General features: G+C 72.3%; 17 protein-coding genes. 12 read left to right on the top strand and 5 right to left on the bottom strand.

The features are described 5' to 3' along the window. Positions 1–216 precede the first annotated feature (216 nt). The 8 genes from tkt to ACFZCP_RS16845 all read left to right on the top strand — a co-directional run bounded on the left by tkt (position 217) and on the right by ACFZCP_RS16845 (position 9,995). Positions 217–2,292, top strand: a complete 2,076-nt coding sequence (tkt, locus tag ACFZCP_RS16880) for a transketolase (RefSeq protein ID WP_391427773.1) — start codon at positions 217–219, stop codon at positions 2,290–2,292. 19 nt (positions 2,293–2,311) lie between these two features. Further along, entirely contained in the window at positions 2,312–3,478 is a 1,167-nt protein-coding gene (tal, locus tag ACFZCP_RS16875; RefSeq protein ID WP_391427772.1) for a transaldolase, read from the top strand. Further along, positions 3,478–5,070, top strand: coding sequence for a glucose-6-phosphate dehydrogenase (zwf, locus tag ACFZCP_RS16870; protein WP_391427771.1), 1,593 nt, complete (start codon positions 3,478–3,480; stop codon positions 5,068–5,070). Before tal ends, zwf begins: the two co-directional genes overlap by 1 nt. Further along, positions 5,067–5,993 (top strand): glucose-6-phosphate dehydrogenase assembly protein OpcA, encoded by a 927-nt coding sequence (opcA, locus tag ACFZCP_RS16865; RefSeq protein ID WP_362682689.1) that lies wholly within the window; start codon positions 5,067–5,069, stop codon positions 5,991–5,993. Before zwf ends, opcA begins: the two co-directional genes overlap by 4 nt. Position 5,994: 1 nt before the next feature. Next, positions 5,995–7,644, top strand: coding sequence for a glucose-6-phosphate isomerase (gene pgi, locus ACFZCP_RS16860; protein WP_391427770.1), 1,650 nt, complete (start codon positions 5,995–5,997; stop codon positions 7,642–7,644). A gap of 5 nt (positions 7,645–7,649) precedes the next feature. Continuing rightward, entirely contained in the window at positions 7,650–8,528 is an 879-nt protein-coding gene (gene gnd, locus ACFZCP_RS16855; protein WP_391427946.1) for a phosphogluconate dehydrogenase (NAD(+)-dependent, decarboxylating), read from the top strand. A gap of 6 nt (positions 8,529–8,534) precedes the next feature. Then, a complete protein-coding gene (locus ACFZCP_RS16850) occupies positions 8,535–9,128 on the top strand; it encodes a histidine phosphatase family protein (RefSeq protein ID WP_362682695.1) in 594 nt (197 codons plus the stop codon). A gap of 201 nt (positions 9,129–9,329) precedes the next feature. Continuing rightward, complete coding sequence (locus ACFZCP_RS16845; RefSeq protein ID WP_362682698.1) at positions 9,330–9,995, top strand: TetR/AcrR family transcriptional regulator; 666 nt, start codon at positions 9,330–9,332, stop codon at positions 9,993–9,995. Between the two features lie 6 nt (positions 9,996–10,001). On the opposite strand, the gene ACFZCP_RS16840 is transcribed toward ACFZCP_RS16845, so the two are convergent. Then, a complete protein-coding gene (locus tag ACFZCP_RS16840) occupies positions 10,002–10,343 on the bottom strand; it encodes a VOC family protein (RefSeq protein WP_362682701.1) in 342 nt (113 codons plus the stop codon). A 53-nt stretch (positions 10,344–10,396) separates the two neighbouring features. Continuing rightward, complete coding sequence (locus tag ACFZCP_RS16835; protein ID WP_391427769.1) at positions 10,397–10,993, bottom strand: TetR family transcriptional regulator C-terminal domain-containing protein; 597 nt, start codon at positions 10,991–10,993, stop codon at positions 10,397–10,399. A 99-nt stretch (positions 10,994–11,092) separates the two neighbouring features. Between ACFZCP_RS16835 and ACFZCP_RS16830 the strand changes: the two genes are divergently transcribed. Beyond that, positions 11,093–11,971: an NAD(P)-binding domain-containing protein gene (locus ACFZCP_RS16830; RefSeq protein ID WP_391427768.1), complete on the top strand. Its 879-nt coding sequence runs from the start codon at positions 11,093–11,095 to the stop codon at positions 11,969–11,971. Between the two features lie 50 nt (positions 11,972–12,021). Here ACFZCP_RS16830 and ACFZCP_RS16825 read toward each other — a convergent pair whose 3' ends face one another. Next, positions 12,022–12,459 (bottom strand): TIGR03618 family F420-dependent PPOX class oxidoreductase, encoded by a 438-nt coding sequence (locus ACFZCP_RS16825; RefSeq protein WP_391427767.1) that lies wholly within the window; start codon positions 12,457–12,459, stop codon positions 12,022–12,024. A 114-nt stretch (positions 12,460–12,573) separates the two neighbouring features. Between ACFZCP_RS16825 and ACFZCP_RS16820 the strand changes: the two genes are divergently transcribed. From ACFZCP_RS16820 to ACFZCP_RS16810, 3 genes are all read left to right on the top strand, one after another. Then, positions 12,574–13,152, top strand: a complete 579-nt coding sequence (locus tag ACFZCP_RS16820) for a WHG domain-containing protein (RefSeq protein ID WP_391427766.1) — start codon at positions 12,574–12,576, stop codon at positions 13,150–13,152. Next, a complete protein-coding gene (locus ACFZCP_RS16815) occupies positions 13,149–14,558 on the top strand; it encodes an MFS transporter (RefSeq protein ID WP_391427765.1) in 1,410 nt (469 codons plus the stop codon). The genes ACFZCP_RS16820 and ACFZCP_RS16815 overlap by 4 nt, the downstream gene beginning before the upstream one ends. Positions 14,559–14,621: 63 nt before the next feature. Beyond that, on the top strand, positions 14,622–15,845 hold the full coding sequence (locus ACFZCP_RS16810; RefSeq protein ID WP_391427764.1) for a serine hydrolase: 1,224 nt from the start codon (positions 14,622–14,624) through the stop codon (positions 15,843–15,845). A gap of 161 nt (positions 15,846–16,006) precedes the next feature. Here the strand turns inward: ACFZCP_RS16810 and ACFZCP_RS16805 are convergent, their stop codons facing one another. Further along, positions 16,007–17,152 (bottom strand): FAD-dependent oxidoreductase, encoded by a 1,146-nt coding sequence (locus tag ACFZCP_RS16805; protein WP_391427763.1) that lies wholly within the window; start codon positions 17,150–17,152, stop codon positions 16,007–16,009. Continuing rightward, positions 17,149–18,120 (bottom strand): ornithine cyclodeaminase family protein, encoded by a 972-nt coding sequence (locus tag ACFZCP_RS16800; protein WP_391427762.1) that lies wholly within the window; start codon positions 18,118–18,120, stop codon positions 17,149–17,151. The genes ACFZCP_RS16805 and ACFZCP_RS16800 overlap by 4 nt, the downstream gene beginning before the upstream one ends. Between the last annotated feature and the right edge of the window lie 32 nt (positions 18,121–18,152).

Genomic DNA, 18,152 nt, shown 5'->3' with positions numbered 1-18,152 from the left:
CGGCCAGGGTGCCGCCGTCCGCGCGGTCGCCTGCCCCGGTGCCGGCGACTTGGGGTGTTCTGTCCGCCATGTTCGTTCCGTGCCGTCCCTGTCCCGCGATCGCTGTCCCAGATTCACCACAGGCTGACACACCCCGACCTTCCACCAAAAAAGTCTGACTTTTAAGTTTGAACGCGTCCGGTCAGCAATCACGCATTCAACGAGGACTTCTTGAAGATGAGCACGCAGACCTCCGACGGCTTCGAGTGGACCGACCTCGACCGGCGTGCCGTGGACACCGCCCGTCTTCTCGCGGCCGATGCCGTGCAGAAGGCCGGCAACGGCCACCCGGGCACCGCGATGAGCCTGGCCCCTGCCGCGTACACGATCTTTCAGAAGGTGATGCGACATGATCCGGCCGACCCGGAGTGGACCGGCCGTGACCGCTTCGTGCTGTCCCCCGGCCACACCTCGCTGACCCTCTACACACAGCTCTTCCTCGCCGGGTACGAGCTGGAGCTGGACGACCTGAAGGCGTTCCGGACCCACGGTTCCAAGACGCCCGGTCACCCCGAGTACGGGCACACCGCCGGGGTCGAGACCACCACCGGTCCGCTCGGCCAGGGCGTCGCCAACGCCGTCGGCATGGCCATGGCGGCCCGCTTCGAGCGCGGCCTGTTCGACCCGGAGGCCCCCGAGGGCACCTCCCCCTTCGACCACACCGTCTGGGCGATCGTCTCCGACGGTGACCTGGAGGAGGGCGTCTCCGCCGAGGCGTCCTCGCTCGCGGGCCACCAGCGGCTCGGCAATCTGGTCCTCCTCTACGACGACAACCACATCTCCATCGAGGGCGACACCGCGACCGCCTTCTCCGAGGACGTGCTGAAGCGCTACGAGGCCTACGGCTGGCACACCGGGCGCATCGAGCCCACCGCCGACGGCGACGTCGACGTGCCCGCGCTGTACGCGGCGCTGCGGGCCGCACGGGCCGAGACCGGCCGACCCTCGATCATCGCGATGCGCACGATCATCGCCTGGCCGGCCCCGAACGCGCAGAACACCGAGGCCTCCCACGGCTCCGCGCTCGGCGCGGACGAGATCGCCGCCACCAAGCGCGTCCTCGGCTTCGACCCCGGGCAGTCCTTCGAGGTGACGGACGAGGTCCTCGCGCACACCCGGCGGGCGCTGGAGCGCGGTGCCGAGGCGCACGCGGCCTGGGACAAGCGGATCGCCGAGTGGCGCGCGGCCGGCCCGGAGCGGGCCGCCCTCTTCGACCGGGTCGCCAGGGGCGAGCTGCCCGAGGGCTGGGAGGACGCCCTGCCGGTGTTCGAGGAGGGCAGGGCGGTCGCCACCCGTGCCGCCTCCGGCAAGGTGCTGCAGGCCCTCGGCCCGGTCCTGCCGGAGCTGTGGGGCGGCTCCGCCGACCTCGCCGGGTCGAACAACACCACCATCGACAAGAACCGCTCCTTCCTTCCCGAGGGCAACCCGCTGCCCGGAGCCGACCCGTACGGCCGTACGGTCCACTTCGGAATCCGCGAGTTCTCGATGGCCGCCGAGATGAACGGCATCGCCCTGCACGGGAACACCCGTGTCTACGGCGGCACCTTCCTGGTGTTCTCCGACTACATGCGCAACGCGGTGCGGATGTCGGCGCTGATGCAGCTGCCGGTGACGTACGTGTGGACGCACGACTCCATCGGCCTCGGCGAGGACGGACCCACCCACCAGCCGGTCGAGCACCTGGCCTCGCTCCGCGCGATCCCCGGCCTGAACGTCGTCCGCCCGGCGGACGCCAACGAGACCGCGATCGTCTGGGCCGAGATCCTGAAGAGGCACACCACTGATCCGGCCCCGCACGGGCTCGCGCTCACCCGCCAGGGCGTGCCGACGTACGCGCCCGACCCGGACGCGGCCAAGGGCGGCTACGTGCTGCGCGAATCCTCCACCCAGACCCCGGAGGTGATCATCATCGCGACCGGTTCCGAGGTGCAGACGGCCGTCGCCGCACGGGAGCAGCTGGAGGCCGAGGGCATCGGCACGCGTGTGGTGTCGATGCCGTCCGTGGAGTGGTTCGAGCAGCAGCCGCGGGCCTACCGCGAGCGTGTCCTGCCGCCGTCCGTGAAGGCCCGGCTCGCCGTCGAGGCCGGAATCGGTCTGACCTGGCACCGGTTCGTGGGCGACGCTGGTCGGATCGTGTCCCTCGAACACTTCGGTGCCTCCGCCGACGCCGAGACCCTGTTCACCGCATTCGGCTTCACCCCCGAGAACGTCGCCGCCGCTGCCCGCGAATCGCTGGCCGCCGCGCGCGCCTGATACCGACGCAACCAGAAAGATGAGCACTGTGACCGAAGCACTCGCGACCCCGGCAGCCCTGGAGCGCCTCGCCGACGAAGGCGTCTCGATCTGGCTGGACGACCTGTCGCGCAAGCGGATCACCTCGGGCGGCCTGGCCGAGCTGGTGGAGAGCGGTGGCGTGGTCGGCGTCACCACCAACCCGTCGATCTTCCAGGCCGCCATCGGCTCCGGCGAGGGGTACGAGGAGCAGCTCGCGGACCTGGCCGTGCGCGGTGTGACCGTGGACGAGGCGGTGCGGATGATGACGACCGCCGACGTGCGCGCGGCCGCCGACATCCTGCATTCCGTGTACACGGCCTCGGACGGCCGCGACGGCCGCGTCTCCATCGAGGTCGACCCCCGCCTGGCCCACGCCACCGTGGCGACCGTCGCCGAGGCCAGGCAGCTGGCCTGGCTGGTGAACCGCCCCAACGTGATGATCAAGATTCCGGCGACCCGGGCGGGTCTCCCGGCGATCACCGAGGTCATCGGCCTCGGCATCAGCGTCAACGTGACGCTGATCTTCTCGCTGGAGCGCTACCGCGAGGTCATGGCCGCCTATCTGGCCGGCCTGGAGAAGGCCCGCGAGCGGGGACTGGACCTGTCCCGTATTCACTCGGTGGCGTCCTTCTTCGTCTCCCGCGTGGACACCGAGATCGACAAGCGGCTCACCGTCCTCGGCACCGACGAGGCCCTCGCGCTCAAGGGCCGGGCGGCCCTCGCCAACGCGCGGCTCGCCTACGAGGCGTACGAGGAGGTGTTCGGCTCCGCCGACGGTGCGACACAGCCGTCCGCGCGCTGGCAGGCGCTCGCCGGTGACGGGGCGAACGGGCAGCGCCCGCTGTGGGCCTCCACCGGTGTGAAGGATCCCGCCTACAAGGACACGCTGTACGTGGACGAGCTGGTCGCGCCCGGCACCGTCAACACCATGCCGGAGGCCACCTTGAAGGCCACCGCCGACCACGGCGTGATCACCGGCGACACGGTGACCGGCGGCTACGCCGGGGCCCGCGCGGACCTCGCCGCCGTGGAGCGGCTCGGCATCTCCTACGACGAGGTCGTCCAGCAGCTGGAGGACGAAGGCGTCGCCAAGTTCGAGACGGCGTGGCAGGACCTGCTGGACGCTGTCACCAAGGCTTTGGACAGCAAGGGAGTTGACGCGTGATGACGACGAAGGCCCCGGAACCCGGGACGCCCGCCGAGCAGGAGGTGCGGGTCCCCGTCGCCCCGGCCGCCGACTGGGCGAACCCGCTGCGGGACACCCGCGACCGCCGGCTGCCCCGTATCGCGGGCCCGTCCGGTCTGGTCATCTTCGGTGTGACCGGCGACCTGTCCCGCAAGAAGCTGATGCCTGCGGTCTACGACCTGGCCAACCGCGGCCTGCTGCCGCCGGGCTTCTCGCTGGTCGGCTTCGCCCGCCGGGACTGGGAGGACCAGGACTTCGCCGAGGTCGTCCACAACGCGGTGCGCGAGCACTCCCGGACCCCGTTCCGTGAGGAGGTGTGGCAGCAGCTCGCCGAGGGCATGCGGTTCATCCCGGGCGACTTCGACGACGACACCGCCTTCAAACAGCTCAAGGACGCCGTCGACGAGCTGGACGCCTCCCGCGGCACCGGCGGCAACTTCGCCTTCTACCTCTCCGTGCCGCCGAAGTTCTTCCCCAAGGTCGTGCAGCAGCTCAAGAAGCACGGCCTGGCCAGCCCCCCGCAGGGTTCCTGGCGGCGCGCGGTCATCGAGAAGCCGTTCGGCCACGACCTGAGGTCGGCGCAGGACCTGAACGCGGTCGTGCACGACGTGTTCGAGCCGGAGCAGGTGTTCCGCATCGACCACTATCTCGGCAAGGAGACGGTCCAGAACATCCTGGCGCTGCGCTTCGCGAACCAGATGTACGAGCCGATCTGGAACCGCAGTTACGTCGACCACGTGCAGATCACCATGGCCGAGGACATCGGCATCGGCGGCCGGGCCGGCTACTACGACGGCATCGGGTCGGCCCGTGACGTCATCCAGAACCACCTGTTGCAGCTGATGGCGCTCACCGCCATGGAGGAGCCGATCGCGTTCGACGCGGAGGCGCTGCTCACCGAGAAGCTGAAGGTGCTCAAGTCGGTGCGGCTGCCGGAGGAGCTGGGCGAGCACACCGTGCGGGGGCAGTACGCGGCCGGCTGGCAGGGCGGCGAGAAGGTCGTCGGTTATCTCCAGGAGGAGGGCATCGACCCGAAGTCGAAGACCGACACCTACGCGGCGGTCAAGCTGGGCATCGAGAACCGCCGCTGGGCGGGCGTCCCCTTCTATCTGCGCACCGGCAAGCGGCTGGGCCGCCGGGTCACGGAGATCGCGGTGGTCTTCAAGCGGGCCCCGCACTCCCCGTTCGACTCCACGGCCACGGAGGAACTGGGCCAGAACGCGATCGTCATCCGCGTCCAGCCGGACGAGGGCATGACCGTGCGGTTCGGTTCCAAGGTGCCGGGCACGTCGATGGAGATCCGGGACGTGTCCATGGACTTCGCCTACGGCGAGTCCTTCACCGAGTCGAGCCCGGAGGCGTACGAGCGGCTCATCCTGGACGTGCTGCTCGGCGACGCCAATTTGTTCCCCCGTCACCAGGAAGTGGAAGAGTCCTGGAAGATCCTCGACCCGATCGAGGAGTACTGGGCCGAGCACGGCACGCCGGCCCAGTACGCGTCGGGAACGTGGGGTCCCCAGGAGGCAGACGAGATGCTCGCACGAGACGGACGGAGCTGGCGCAGGCCATGAAGATCGACCTGACCGACACCACGGCAAGCAAGATCAACAAGGCGCTGGTGCAGGGCCGCCGCGCCATCGGCACCCCGGCCGTGGGCATGGTGCTGACGATGGTCATCGTCACGGACGAGGAGAACGCCTACGACTCGATCCGGGCGGCCGAGGAGGCCTCGCACGAGCACCCCTCGCGGACCCTGGTGGTCATCAAGCGGCACGCCCGCACCCTGCGCGACCGCACCACCTCGCGCCTGGACGCCGAGGTCCGGGTCGGCTCGGAGGCCGGCACCGGCGAGACGGTCGTGCTGCGGACCTACGGCGAGGTCTCCGACCACGCCGACTCGGTGGTCCTGCCGCTGCTGCTGCCGGACGCCCCGGTGGTCGTGTGGTGGCCGGTGGACGCGCCCGACACCCCGTCGAAGGACCCGCTGGGCGCACTCGCCCAGCGCCGGATCACCGACCTGTACGCGGTCGAACGGCCGATGGAGGTCCTGGAGACCCGGGCGCGCAACTACGCTCCCGGCGACACCGACCTCGCCTGGACCCGGCTCACGCTGTGGCGGTCCATGCTGGCCGCCGCCCTGGACCAGGCCCGCACCAAGGTGACGTCGGCGGCCGTCGAGGCCGAGCAGGACAACCCCAGCGCCGAGCTGCTGTCGCGCTGGCTGGAAGCCCGCCTCGGTGTCCCGGTGGACCGTGTGGTCACCGCGGGCCCGGTGGTGACCGCGGTGCGCCTGGGCACCGGCAACGGCGAGATCGTCATCGACCGTCCCGAGGGTCCGCTCGCCACGCTGACCCTGCCGGGCCAGCCGCCGCGCACCCTCGCCCTGAAGGTCCGCTCGACCTCCGAACTGATCGCCGAGGAGCTGCGCCGCCTCGACGCCGACGAGATGTACGCCATCGCCCTCAGGGGCGAGGCCGTCAAGGAGAACGCCTGACATGGCCGACGCACCGTCAGACACCATCGAACCCACCGGCCGCCCCGAGTGGACGGCCCTCGCCGACCACCGCGCCGAGGGGCAGCCGCACCTGCGCGAGCTGTTCGCGACCGACCCCGGCCGCGCCGAGCGGTACGTCCTGCGGGCCGGCGATCTGCACATCGACTACAGCAAGCACCTGATCACCGACGAGACGCTGCGGCTGCTGCGCGAACTGGCCGCCGCGACGGACGTCTTCGGCCTCCGGGACGCCATGTTCCGCGGCGAGAAGATCAACATCACCGAGAACCGGGCCGTGCTGCACACCGCACTGCGCGCCCCGCGGGACGCGGTGATCGAGGTCGACGGCGAGAACGTCGTCCCTGCCGTGCACGCCGTGCTGGACAAGATGGCCGGCTTCGCCGACCGGGTCCGCTCGGGCGAGTGGACCGGCCACACCGGCAAGCGGATCCGCAATGTCGTCAACATCGGCATCGGCGGCTCCGACCTCGGCCCGGCGATGGCGTACGAGGCCCTGCGCGCCTACACGGCACGGGAGCTGACGTTCCGGTTCGTGTCGAACGTGGACGGCGCCGACCTGCACGAGGCGACCCGCGACCTCGACCCGGCCGAGACGCTGTTCATCGTCGCGTCCAAGACCTTCACCACGATCGAGACGATCACCAACGCCACCTCGGCCCGCTCCTGGCTGCTGGCCGAACTCGGTGACGAGAAGGCCGTCGCCCGGCACTTCGTGGCCCTGTCGACCAACGCCGAGAAGGTCACCGGGTTCGGCATCGACCCGGAGAACATGTTCGAGTTCTGGGACTGGGTCGGCGGACGCTACTCGTACGACTCCGCGATCGGCCTGTCCCTGATGATCGCCATCGGCCCGGACCGGTTCCGGGAGATGCTCGACGGCTTCCACCTGATCGACGAGCACTTCCGCACCGCGCCCGCCGAGTCCAACGCGCCGCTCGTCCTCGGCCTGCTGGGCATCTGGTACAACAACTTCCACGACGCCCAGTCGCACGCGGTCCTGCCCTACAGCCACTACCTCTCCAGGTTCACGGCCTATCTCCAGCAGCTGGACATGGAGTCCAACGGCAAGTCGGTGGACCGCCAGGGCCGGCCGGTCGAGTGGCAGACCGGCCAGGTCGTGTGGGGCACGCCCGGCACCAACGGGCAGCACGCCTACTACCAGTTGATCCACCAGGGCACCAAGCTCATCCCGGCGGACTTCATCGGCTTCGCCCGGCCGGTCGCCGAGCTGAGCGACGTGCTGGGGGGCCAGCACGATCTGCTGATGGCCAACTTCTTCGCCCAGACCCAGGCGCTCGCCTTCGGCAAGACCGCCGAGGAGGTCCGTGCGGAGGGCGTGCCCGAGGAGCAGGTGCCGCACCGCACCTTCCGCGGCAACCACCCCACGACCACGATCCTCGCCGCCGACCTGACCCCGTCGGTCCTCGGCCAGCTGATCGCGCTCTACGAGCACAAGGTGTTCGTCCAGGGCGCGGTGTGGAACATCGACTCCTTCGACCAGTGGGGCGTCGAGCTGGGCAAGGTCCTCGCCAGGCGCATCGAGCCCGCCCTGACCATGGGCGCCGAGGTGCCCGGTCTCGACCCGTCCACGACGGCCCTCGTCGCCGCCTACCGCAATCTCAGGAAGTGAACGACATGCAGCTCGGTCTCATCGGTCTCGGCAAGATGGGCGGCAACATGCGCGAGCGGATCCGCCGCGCCGGCCACACCGTCATCGGCTACGACCGCAACCCCGAGGTCTCCGACGTCAAGAGCCTCGAAGAACTGGTCGGGCGGCTCGACGCGCCGCGCACCCTCTGGGTGATGGTCCCGGCCGGTACCGCCACCCAGACCGTCGTCGACGAGCTCAAGGACCTGCTGTCCCCGGGCGACACGGTGGTCGACGGCGGCAACTCCCGCTGGACGGACGACGAGAAGCACGCCGCCGAACTCGGCATCAAGGGCATCGGCTTCGTCGACGCGGGCGTCTCCGGCGGCGTGTGGGGCCTGCAGAACGGCTACGCGCTGATGGTGGGCGGCGACAAGGAGAACGTGGACCGCCTGAAGCCGATCTTCGAGGCGCTCAAGCCGGAGGGCCCCTACGGCTACGTGCACGCCGGCCGGGTCGGCGCCGGGCACTTCTCGAAGATGGTCCACAACGGCATCGAGTACGCGATGATGCAGGCGTACGCCGAGGGCTGGGAGCTGCTGGAGAAGGTCCACTCGGTGGAGAACGTCCGGGAGGTGTTCCGCTCCTGGCAGGAGGGGACCGTCATCCGCTCCTGGCTCCTCGACCTCGCGGTCAACGCGCTGGACGAGGACGAGCACCTGGAGAAGCTGCGCGGGTACGCGGAGGACTCCGGCGAGGGCCGCTGGACGGTCGAGGCCGCCATCGACAACGCGGTGCCGCTCCCGGCGATCACCGCGTCCCTGTTCGCCCGGTTCGCCTCCCGGCAGGACGACTCCCCCCAGATGAAGATGATCGCCGCGCTGCGCAACCAGTTCGGCGGGCATGCCGTAGAGAAGAAGGACTGAGCAGCCGTGGGCGACCTCCTGCTGGTCCGGCACGGTGAGACGGAGTGGAGCCTGTCCGGGCAGCACACCAGCCGGACCGACCTGCCCCTCACCACGCACGGTGAGGAACAGGCCAAGTCCCTGGCCCCGCTCCTCACCGGACGGACCTACGCGCTCGCGCTGACCAGTCCGCTGGGCCGCGCGATCCGCACCGCCGAGCTGGCGGGCCTGACCGGGACGGTGCCCGACCCCGATCTGCACGAGTGGGACTACGGCGGCTACGAGGGCGTCACCACGGTGGACATCCATCGCACCCGCCCCGCCTGGGACCTGTGGACCGACGGTGTGCCGCCCGGCCCCGACGGCCGTCCCGGCGAGTCCCCCGAGCAGATCGGGGCGCGCGCGGACCGGGTGCTGGCCCGGGTGGAGCGGGCGCTCGCCACGGACAGCGGCGACGTGATCCTGGTCGCGCACGCCCACGTCCTGCGGGTGCTCACCGCCCGGCGGCTGGGTCTGCCGCCCGCCGAAGGCCGTCTGTTCCAGCTGGCGACCGGCACGGTCAGCAGGCTCTCCACGGAACACGGGCGGCCCGTGATCGCGGAGTGGAACCGGCACCCGTAACAGCCCTGCCGTCGGCCCGGGTCACCGTGGGTGACCCGGGCCGCGGCGTTCGGCAGCCGGGTCCGGCCGCCGGCTCGCGGGCGGCGGACGGACCGGGGGCACCGCGGGCGTGACGAAGACCTCGGCCGCGCCGCCGGGCCCTGCTTCTAGAATCTCCGGCACGCGCGCGAGCATCGCCCGCCCCCTGCCCGAAGGAACTCCATGACCAGCGTCGACGAACCGGCAGCACCCGACGCGCGCACGCGTGACGCCGCGCGCACCAGGGCCGAGATCCTCGACGTGGCGACGCAGGAGTTCGCCAGGGCCGGCTACGACGGCGCCCGGGTGGACGAGATCGCGGCCCGCACCCGCACCACCAAGCGGATGATCTACTACTACTTCGGCGGCAAGGAGCAGCTGTTCACGGCCGTGCTGGAGCGGGTGTACGGGGAGCTGCACGAGGCCGAGCAGCAGCTGGACGTCGAGCATCTGGACGCGGTGACGGCCATCCGGCGCCTGGCCGAGCTCGTCTTCGACCATCTCGAACGCCACCCCGACTTCGTCCGCCTGGTGAGCATCGAGAACGTCCACGGGGCACAGCACCTCGGCGCCCTGCGCAGGCTGGGCAGGGTCGGCTCGCCCGCGCTGGGCGTGATCCGGCGGACCCTGGAGGCCGGGCAGCGGGAGGGCCGGTTCAGGGCCGATCTCGACGCCGTCGACGTGCACGCGATGATCAGCTCGTTCTGCTTCTTCCGGGTGGCCAACCGGCACACCTTCGGCGCCCTGTTCGGCCGCGACCTGCTGGATGCGGCGCAGCGCGCGCACTACCGGACGATGGTCGGCGACATGGTGGTCGCCTGTCTCACCGCCGAAGGCACCGCGGGCTGAGTTCCTCTACGGCCGTGGATGGCGCGGCTCGTACAGGCCGAGCCGTCCGCCGCCGGGCAGCCGGAGCGCGGTGATGCGCCCCCAGCGCGCCTCCTCGACCGGCTCCGCGAACTCCACGCCCCGCTCGGCCAGTTGCTGCCGTGTCGCCTCCAGGTCGTCGCACATCAGCATCAGCTCGTGCGACGGCTCCCCGTCCGTGGGATGGCAGGCGACCTCCGCGGGCGGTGCCTGGAAGATCAGCCATCCGTGTCCCGCGTCGACGTGCGCCCAGCCGAGGACGTCCCGCAGGAAGGTCCGGTCGGCCTCGGCGTCCCGGCTGTAGATCACCACATGTGCGCCATTGATCACGGGCGGAGGCTAGTGCGGGACGCCGGGCGGGACAAGCACCTGGGGACCGCGTCTCACCGGGCGGGGACCACCGCGGCGTCGAGCAGCGGTCCGAGTTCCTCCACGACGGTCGTCAGCGGACGTACGTCCCGTTCGGCGCGGGCCATCAGGATGGCCCCCTCCAGGGTGCTGATCATCAAGGTGGCGAGGGAGGCGGCCCGGGCTGCGGACACCCCCATGCCGGTCAGGGCCTCGGCGACCGGGCCGCACCAGGCCGCGAACGCGGCGGCCGCGGCCTCGCGGGCGGCGGGGCCGGTGGCGGCGCAGTCCACCGTCGCGGCGGCGACCGGGCACCCCGCGGCGAAGCCCTCCGTCTCGTATTCCTGGGTCCACTGGGCCGCCATCGCCGCGAACAGGCCGCTCGGCGCCGGTTCGTCGAGTGCCGCGAGGAAGCGCTCGACGCGCCGGCCCGCGTACCGGCCGGCCCATGTCACGGCCTCGTTGACCAGCTGCTCCTTGCCGCCCGGGAAGTAGTGCTGGAGCGATCCGCGCGGCGCCCCGGCGTGTGCGGCGACGTCCCGCATGCCGGTCGCGCCGACCCCGTCGCGCCGGATCAGCTGGGCCGCGCTGAAGACCATCCGCTCGCGCGGTCCGTACCGCCGCTCGGCCATGTCCGTCCTCCGTTCCTCGCCCCCACCCTATGACCGGCGTCATAACGGGGGCTACTATGACAGCGGTCATAACCGGCTCGTCGAGCGGAGGGCGGCCCCGTGCACGTCGGTTTCATCGGTCTCGGAGTGATGGGCCTGCCCATGGCGCTGCGCCTCACGGCCTCCGGCCTGCCCCTGGTGGTGTGGAACCGGACCCCGGAGCGGGCCGAGCCGCTTCGTGCGGCGGGCGCCGAGGTCGTGGCCGACGCGGACGAGGTGTTCGCGCGGGCGGAGGTGATCCTGCTGATGCTCGCCGACGAGGCGGCGCTGGACACCGTCCTCGGCCGGGGCACTCCTGCCCTCGGCACACGCGTCGCCGGGCGGACCGTCGTCCACATGGGCACGACGTCCCCGGAGTACTCCCACGCCCTGGAGGCCGACGTACGGGCCGCGGGCGGAAGGTATGTGGAGGCACCCGTCTCCGGGTCCCGCGTCCCGGCGGAGCAGGGGAACCTGGTGGCCATGATCGCCGGCGAGGAGGCCGCCGTGACGGCCGTGCGGCCGCTGCTCGCACCGCTGTGCCGGGAGACGTTCGTGTGCGGTGCGGTCCCGGGCGGCCTGCTGATGAAGCTGTCGGTGAACCTGTTCCTGATCACCCTGGTGACCGGGCTGACCGAGGCGTTCCACTTCGCCGAGCGGCACGGCCTGGACCGGCGGCTGTTCCTGGACGTGCTGGACGCGGGCCCCATGGCCAGCGGGGTCTCCCGGATGAAGGCGCCCAAGCTGCGCGAGCGGGACTTCGCCGTGCAGGCGGCCGCCCTGGACGTCCTCAAGAACAACCGGCTCATCGCCGGGGCGGCCCGCAAGGCGCACCTGGCCTCGCCGCTGCTCGACGTGTGCCACGACCTGTTCGAGGAGACCGTGGCACAGGGCCACGGCGGGCAGGACATGGTGGCCGTGCTCAGGGCCATCGAGGCACGGACCGCCGGGGCGCCGTAGGCCGGCCCCGGGGGGCGTCACGCCCGGAGGGGTGCCAGGCCCGGAGGATGTCAGGCCCTGGGGATGCCGTACGCCCGCTCGACCCGCAGCCTCAGCACGAGACGGCGGTCGCGGACCATGGCGGCCCGGTAGTCGTCCCAGTCCGGGTGCTCGCCCCGCACGTCGCGGTAGAGCCGGACCAGTTCCTCGACCGTGGCGTCCTGCGGATCCCGGGCGACCGGCGACAGGTCGGCCGTGCCCTCGGCGACCGTGTACGCCCACCGGTCGGCGGTGGTCACGTGGTAGGAGGCGCGGCCGTCGCGGCGCAGATTGCGGGTCTTGGCGCGGTCGTCGGTGAGCGAGACCCGGATGATCCGCTCGTTCGGGTAGTAGGCGTGGTTGACGTTGGACAGCTGGGGACGGCCGTCCTTCCTGAGGGTGACCAGCACCCCTCCGTTCTCCCCGGAGAGCAGCTTCAGCAGTGCGTCCTGCGTGGCGTCCTGAGTCATATCGGGGTCAACTCGGCCGGACGGGCCACGCATTCCCGACGCGCGACCGGCGCACTCCCCCTGCGCACACCCCTCCAGTAGACAGTGTCTACTCGCGGCTGGTAGACACTGTCCATGACCGAGAACGACACGGGGCTGCGGGCCCGTCTGATCGACGTCGGCGTGGACCTGGTGGCCGCCGAGGGCGTCCAGGCGCTGACCCTGCGGGAGATCGCCCGCCGTGCGGGGGTCTCGCACGGGGCGCCGCGACGCCACTTCCCCACCCATCTGGAGCTGCTGTCCGCCATCGCCCAGCGGGGGTTCGCCGACCTCGGCGACCGGGTGCGGACCACGCTCGCGAACGGCGGCGATCCGCGCGCACAGGTGACGGAACTGTCCCGGACCTACCTGGAGTTCGCGCTGGGCAACCCCGGCATGTACGAGCTGATGTTCCGTCACGACCTGCTGGAGAGCGGACACCTGGGGCTGCGCGGGACCAGCCTGCCGCTCTTCGGGGTCCTGGCGGATCTGGTGGGCCGGATCCGCCCCGGGGCCGACGCCGGCCGCGTCGCCGGGGCCCTGTGGGCCAACCTCCACGGAATCGCCCAGCTGTGGCGCTGGGGAAGCCTCCAACTGGCCACCGGCAGCGAGGACTTCGCTCCTGTGCTGGAGACGGCCCTGGCCGCCCATCTGGGCCCGTGGGAGGGCCGGTGAACCGCCGGCTGACGCTGGTGAGCAGCGTGGCGGGGGCCGTGCTCGTCGCCCTGGACGGTACGGTCCTCACGGTCGCCCAGCCCAGTCTGCAACGGGCGCTGCACGCGTCGTTCGCCCAGGTGCAGTGGACGAGCACCGCGTATCTCGTCGCGGTGGCGAGCCTGCTGGTGTTCGCGGGACGGCTCGGCGACCGGTACGGGCACCGGCGGATGTACGCGCTCGGCATGCTGGGATTCGGCGCGGCCTCGGCGGGCATCGGCCTTGCGCCCGGCATCGGCTGGGTGATCGGTCTCCGGGTGGTGCAGGGCGTGTGCGGGGCGCTGCTCCAGCCCGCCACGCTGGGCATGCTGCGGGCCGCCTTCCCGCCGGACCGGCTGGCGATGCCGCTCGCGGTGCGCACCAGCGCGATCGGCCTGGCCGCGGCCGCGGGTCCGCTGCTGGGCGGAGCGCTGGTCACGGGCCTGGGCTGGCGGGCGGTGTTCTTCCTCGGTGTGCTCCCGGCGGCCGGCTTCGGCCTGGCCGCCGCCCTGGCGGGTACGGACCGCACGAAGGAAGCCGTCCTCGCGGACCGGCACACCGCGGACGGCTCGCCGGGCCGGCTCCCGCCGTCCGTGTCCCTGGACCTCCCCGGAGCCCTGCTCCTCGCGGTCACGCTGGCCTGTCTCGTGCACACGCTGGTCGCGCTGCCCGGCTCCGGTGCGGCCACCGCGGCCGGGCTCGGGGGTGCCGCACTCGCCGGTGTGGCCTTCGTGCGGCACGAACGGCGGGCCGCGCAGCCGCTGCTGCCGCCCGGGGTGATCGGCTCGCCGGCCGTCGGGGCGGCGCTCGGCCTGCTCGTCGCCGTGTCGGCCTCGCTGTTCGGCACGCTGTTCGTCGAGACGTACGTCCTGCAGCGCCGGCTCGGTCTGGATCCGTTCCACAGTGCGCTGCGCAGCCTGCCGCTCGCGGTGCTGATGGTGGTCTCGGCTCCGCTGTGCCCGGTGCTGATGCGCCGGGTGGGTCTCCGGTGGACGGCGGGTGCGGCGACGGCGGCACTCGCGCTGGGCGTCCTCGTGCTGTCCCGGGCCACCGGCGTGTTCGCGCTCGGCTGCGGCTTCGCGCTGCTCGGCGCCGGGTTCGGCACGGTGATGGTGGCGGCCACCCACGTCGTCGTACGCCGTGCGGACGTGACGGTCGCCGGGGTGGCGGGCGGGCTGCAGCAGACCGCGCTGAACGTCGGCCCGGTCGTCGGTGTGGCGGCAGGCACCGCGCTGATGGGTGCGGGACCGCGCGCGGCGCTGCTCGTACTCGCCGCCGTGGCGGTGTGCGCCGTACCGGCGGCCCGTGCGTTGCCGGGCCGCGGCGTCGCGTCGATCACACCCTGCCCCGATGAGCAGGCCCGGGCCGGTGCACCTGCGCGACGATGAGGCGTCAGGTCGTCCCGGCCGGCAGACCGGGCGTCCCGCGCACGACGCGACCGAAGGAGAGCGATGGCACAGCTGAGACAGGAAGTCGGCCCGGACGAGGCCGGCTTGGACGCGAGGGCCCTGGAGCGCCTCGACCAGCACTTCGCCCGCCACGTCGGCGAAGGGCGCCTGCCCGGCTGTCTGATCGCCGTGGCGCGTGGGGGGAGGGTCGCCCACCTCACCACGCACGGCCTCCGGGACGTCGCGGCCGGGCTCCCCGTCGAGGCCGACACGCTGTGGCGGATCTACTCCATGACCAAGCCCGTCACGGCGGTCGCGGTGCTGCAACTGGTCGAGGAGGGACGGCTGTCCCTGGACGACCCGGTCGAGCGCCATGTCCCCGCGTTCGCCGGCCCGCGTGTGTACGAGAGCGGTTCGGGAACGGGGATGCGTACGCGCCCGGCCGAGGGCCCGATCCTGATCCGGCATCTGCTCACCCACACGGCGGGACTGACCTTCGGTTTCTACTACAAGCACCCCGTCGACGAGCTCTATCGCGCACATGGCCTGGAGTACTCCGTGCCGCCGGGCGCCGGCCTCGCCGAGACGGTCGAGATGTACGCGAGCCTGCCGCTGCAGTTCGAGCCGGGCACGCAGTGGAACTACTCGGTCGCCTCCAATGTGCTGGGCCGGGTCATCGAGGTGGTCTCCGGGCAGCCGCTGGACGAGTTCTTCGCCGAGCGGATCTTCCGCCCGCTCGGCATGACCGACGCCGGGTTCCATCTCGCCCCCGGACAGACGGAGCGGCTGGCCGAGTTGTACGGCGAGACGGACGACGGCGGCATCACTCCGGTGCCCGGGCTGCCCGTGCACAGCCGGCCGCGGTTCCTGTCCGGCAGCGGGGGCATGGTCGCCACCGCACACGACTTCCACCGGTTCATGGAGATGCTGCGCCGCGGCGGCGAGCTGGACGGCACCCGCCTGCTGTCGCCCGCCACGGTCGCGCAGATGACCCGCAACCAGCTGCCCGGCGGTGCCGACCGGCACGCCTTCGGTGCCCCGGCCCACCAGGAGCGCAGCAACGACGGCCTGGGGTTCGGCTTCAACGTCTCCGTGGTCGTCGACCCGGCCCGCACCGCCGCCCCGCAGAGCCTCGGCACCTACGGCTGGACCGGCGTGGCCTCCACCGCCTTCTGGGTCGACCCGAGCCACGATCTGACGGTGCAGTTCATGACCCAGCTGCGTCCGAAGACGTTGAAGGTCTTCCCGGAGCTGCGTCGGCTGGTGCACGAGGCGCTGGTGGACTGACGTCCCGGCCACGGCCCCGACCTGCGCTCTGCCCGGACCACGTCCGGCCCGGCCACGGCCCCGTCCCTCGGCGCGCCCGGACCTCGGCCGGCCCGGCCACGAACCCGTCCCGCGCCGCGCCCGGACCACGTCCGGCCCGGCCGCGAACCCTGCCGCCCCGGTCAGACCACGGTGGTCTCCGGGCGCGGCGCGCCGGCCGCGAACCGGTCGGCGCTCAGGGGGCGGACGTCCAGGAAGGGCCGGCGGCCCAGGTACAGGTCGCGGACGATCTCGCCGACGGCCGGACCCTGCAGGAAGCCGTGCCCGGAGAACCCGGTCGCATACAGAAAGCGGGACACCGACGACGCCTCGCCGATCAGGGCGTTGTGGTCCGGGGTGTTCTCGTACAGGCCCGCCCAGCCGCCGGTGCGGCGCAGGTCGAGCAGGGCGGGGGCGCGCCGCTGCATCGCCTCGCACAACGCGGGGATCCAGCGGTCGTGGGTGTCGGTGGCGAAACCCGGCCGCTCGTCCGGATCGGACATGCCGAGCAGCAGGCCGGGGCCCTCGGCGTGGAAGTACAGGCTGGTGGCGAAGTCGATCGTCATGGGCAGCGCGGGCGGCAGACCCGCAACCGGTTCCGTGACGGCGATCTGACGGCGCACCGGCTCCACCGGAAGGTCGACGCCCGCCATCGCGCCGACCGCTCTCGACCAGGCGCCGGCCGCGCAGATCACCGTGTCGGTGGCGATGCGGCCGAGGGTGGTGGTGACGGCGGTGACGGCGGCGCCGTGCCGTTCGATCCCGGTGACCTCGGTGTGGCGCAGGATGCGGGCACCGTGGGCACGGGCGGTGGCCGCGTAGCCGTGCACGACCGCCTCCGGCGTGCAGTGGCCGTCGTCCGGCGACCAGGCGGCGGCCAGCAGGCCGTCGGTGCTGATCAGCGGGCAGAGGCGGCGGGCCTCCCGCGGGGTGAGCAGCCGGCTGGGCACGCCGAGGGAGTTCTGGAGCCGGACCCCCGCCTCGAAGCCGGCGACCTGCTGCGGTGCGGACAGCAGGAACAGATAGCCGACCCGGTGCAGCCCGATGTCCTGGCCGGTCTCCTCCTCGAACCGGGCGAAGGCCTCCAGGCTGCGCGCGCCCAGCCGGATGTTCAGCTCGTCGGAGAACTGCGCGCGCACCCCGCCCGCGGCCTTGGAGGTGGAGCCGGCGGCGAGTTCGTCGCGCTCGACCAGGACGACGTCCCGTACTCCGGCGCGCGCGAGATGGCAGGCGATGCTCGTCCCCATCACTCCGCCGCCGACGACGACCACGCGGGCCCGAAGGTTCACACCCCTGCCTTCCTCGCCGCGCGGATCACGGCCCAGGCCGCCGCCGCGTCCTGGATGCCGAGTCCGACGCTGTTGTAGTAAAGGATGTCCTCGCAAGCGGTGCGGGCGCTACGGTGCCCGGTGAGCACCTCGCCCAGCGGGACGAGACCGGCCGGGGTGAGCAGGCCGTCGCGCAGGGCGTCCACGACCGGTCCGGCGTGCCCGGCCGCCGTCTCGGGGTCGTCGACGACGACGGCCGCGGCCCGCCGTACGACCTCGGGGTCGACCTCCCGGCGGGTGGGCTCGAAGGAGCCGATGCTGACCACCGTGCAGCCGGGTGCCAGCCAGGCGCCGCGCACCACGGGGGTCGTGCTGAGCGTGCAGGCGGCGACCACCGTCGCCCCGGTCACGGCCTCCTCTGCGCTGTCCGCCGCCCGGACGGGCACGCCGAGCCCGGCGGCGAGGGTGCCTGCGGCCGCGGCGCGCCGGTGCGGGTCGGGGCTCCACAGCCGAACCGCCGTCACCTCCCGCACCCGGGCGATCATGCGGGCGTGGGCGAGGGCCTGGGTGCCGGAGCCGAGCAGGGCCAGTTCGGTGCGGCCGGGCAGGGCCAGGGCGTCCACGGCGACAGCGCTGCCCGCGGCGGTGCGCAGGGTGGTCAGCGCGGTGCCGTCCAGGACCGCGGCGAGCCGGCCGGTCTCCGGGTCGAGCGCGGTGACGACCGCGTGCACGGTGGGCAGTCCGACGGCCGCGTTGGCCGGATTGACGCTGCCGAACTTCGCCACCGCCCCGGTGTCCGCGGACAGCCGGGAGACGTAGGCGAAGACCACGCTGTCGTCGAAGCGGCTCGGCTCCATGATCTTCCCGGGAAGGTCGGCCCCGCCGGTGCCGAGCGCGGTGAAGGCCGCCCGCTGGGAGGCGATCGCGGCGTCGGTGCCGAGCAGTCGGGTCACCTGCGCCGAGGAGAGGAAGAGGACGTCGTCGGTCATCCCGTGATCCTGTCCGGGCGGCCGCCGGGACA

Source organism: Streptomyces sp. NPDC007971 (assembly GCF_042958635.1).
Lineage (GTDB): Bacteria > Actinomycetota > Actinomycetes > Streptomycetales > Streptomycetaceae > Streptomyces.
This window is presented reverse-complemented; position numbering and strand designations above follow the sequence as displayed.

Coding starts and splice junctions, on each gene's coding strand:
- ACFZCP_RS16845 (WP_362682698.1), top strand. CDS start 9,330: ATGACCAGCGTCGACGAACCGGCAGCACCCGACGCGCGCACGCGTGAC.
- gnd (WP_391427946.1), top strand. CDS start 7,650: ATGCAGCTCGGTCTCATCGGTCTCGGCAAGATGGGCGGCAACATGCGC.
- ACFZCP_RS16835 (WP_391427769.1), bottom strand. CDS start 10,993: ATGGCCGAGCGGCGGTACGGACCGCGCGAGCGGATGGTCTTCAGCGCG.
- pgi (WP_391427770.1), top strand. CDS start 5,995: ATGGCCGACGCACCGTCAGACACCATCGAACCCACCGGCCGCCCCGAG.
- tkt (WP_391427773.1), top strand. CDS start 217: ATGAGCACGCAGACCTCCGACGGCTTCGAGTGGACCGACCTCGACCGG.
- ACFZCP_RS16825 (WP_391427767.1), bottom strand. CDS start 12,459: ATGACTCAGGACGCCACGCAGGACGCACTGCTGAAGCTGCTCTCCGGG.
- zwf (WP_391427771.1), top strand. CDS start 3,478: ATGACGACGAAGGCCCCGGAACCCGGGACGCCCGCCGAGCAGGAGGTG.
- opcA (WP_362682689.1), top strand. CDS start 5,067: ATGAAGATCGACCTGACCGACACCACGGCAAGCAAGATCAACAAGGCG.
- ACFZCP_RS16810 (WP_391427764.1), top strand. CDS start 14,622: ATGGCACAGCTGAGACAGGAAGTCGGCCCGGACGAGGCCGGCTTGGAC.
- tal (WP_391427772.1), top strand. CDS start 2,312: ATGAGCACTGTGACCGAAGCACTCGCGACCCCGGCAGCCCTGGAGCGC.
- ACFZCP_RS16820 (WP_391427766.1), top strand. CDS start 12,574: ATGACCGAGAACGACACGGGGCTGCGGGCCCGTCTGATCGACGTCGGC.
- ACFZCP_RS16800 (WP_391427762.1), bottom strand. CDS start 18,120: ATGACCGACGACGTCCTCTTCCTCTCCTCGGCGCAGGTGACCCGACTG.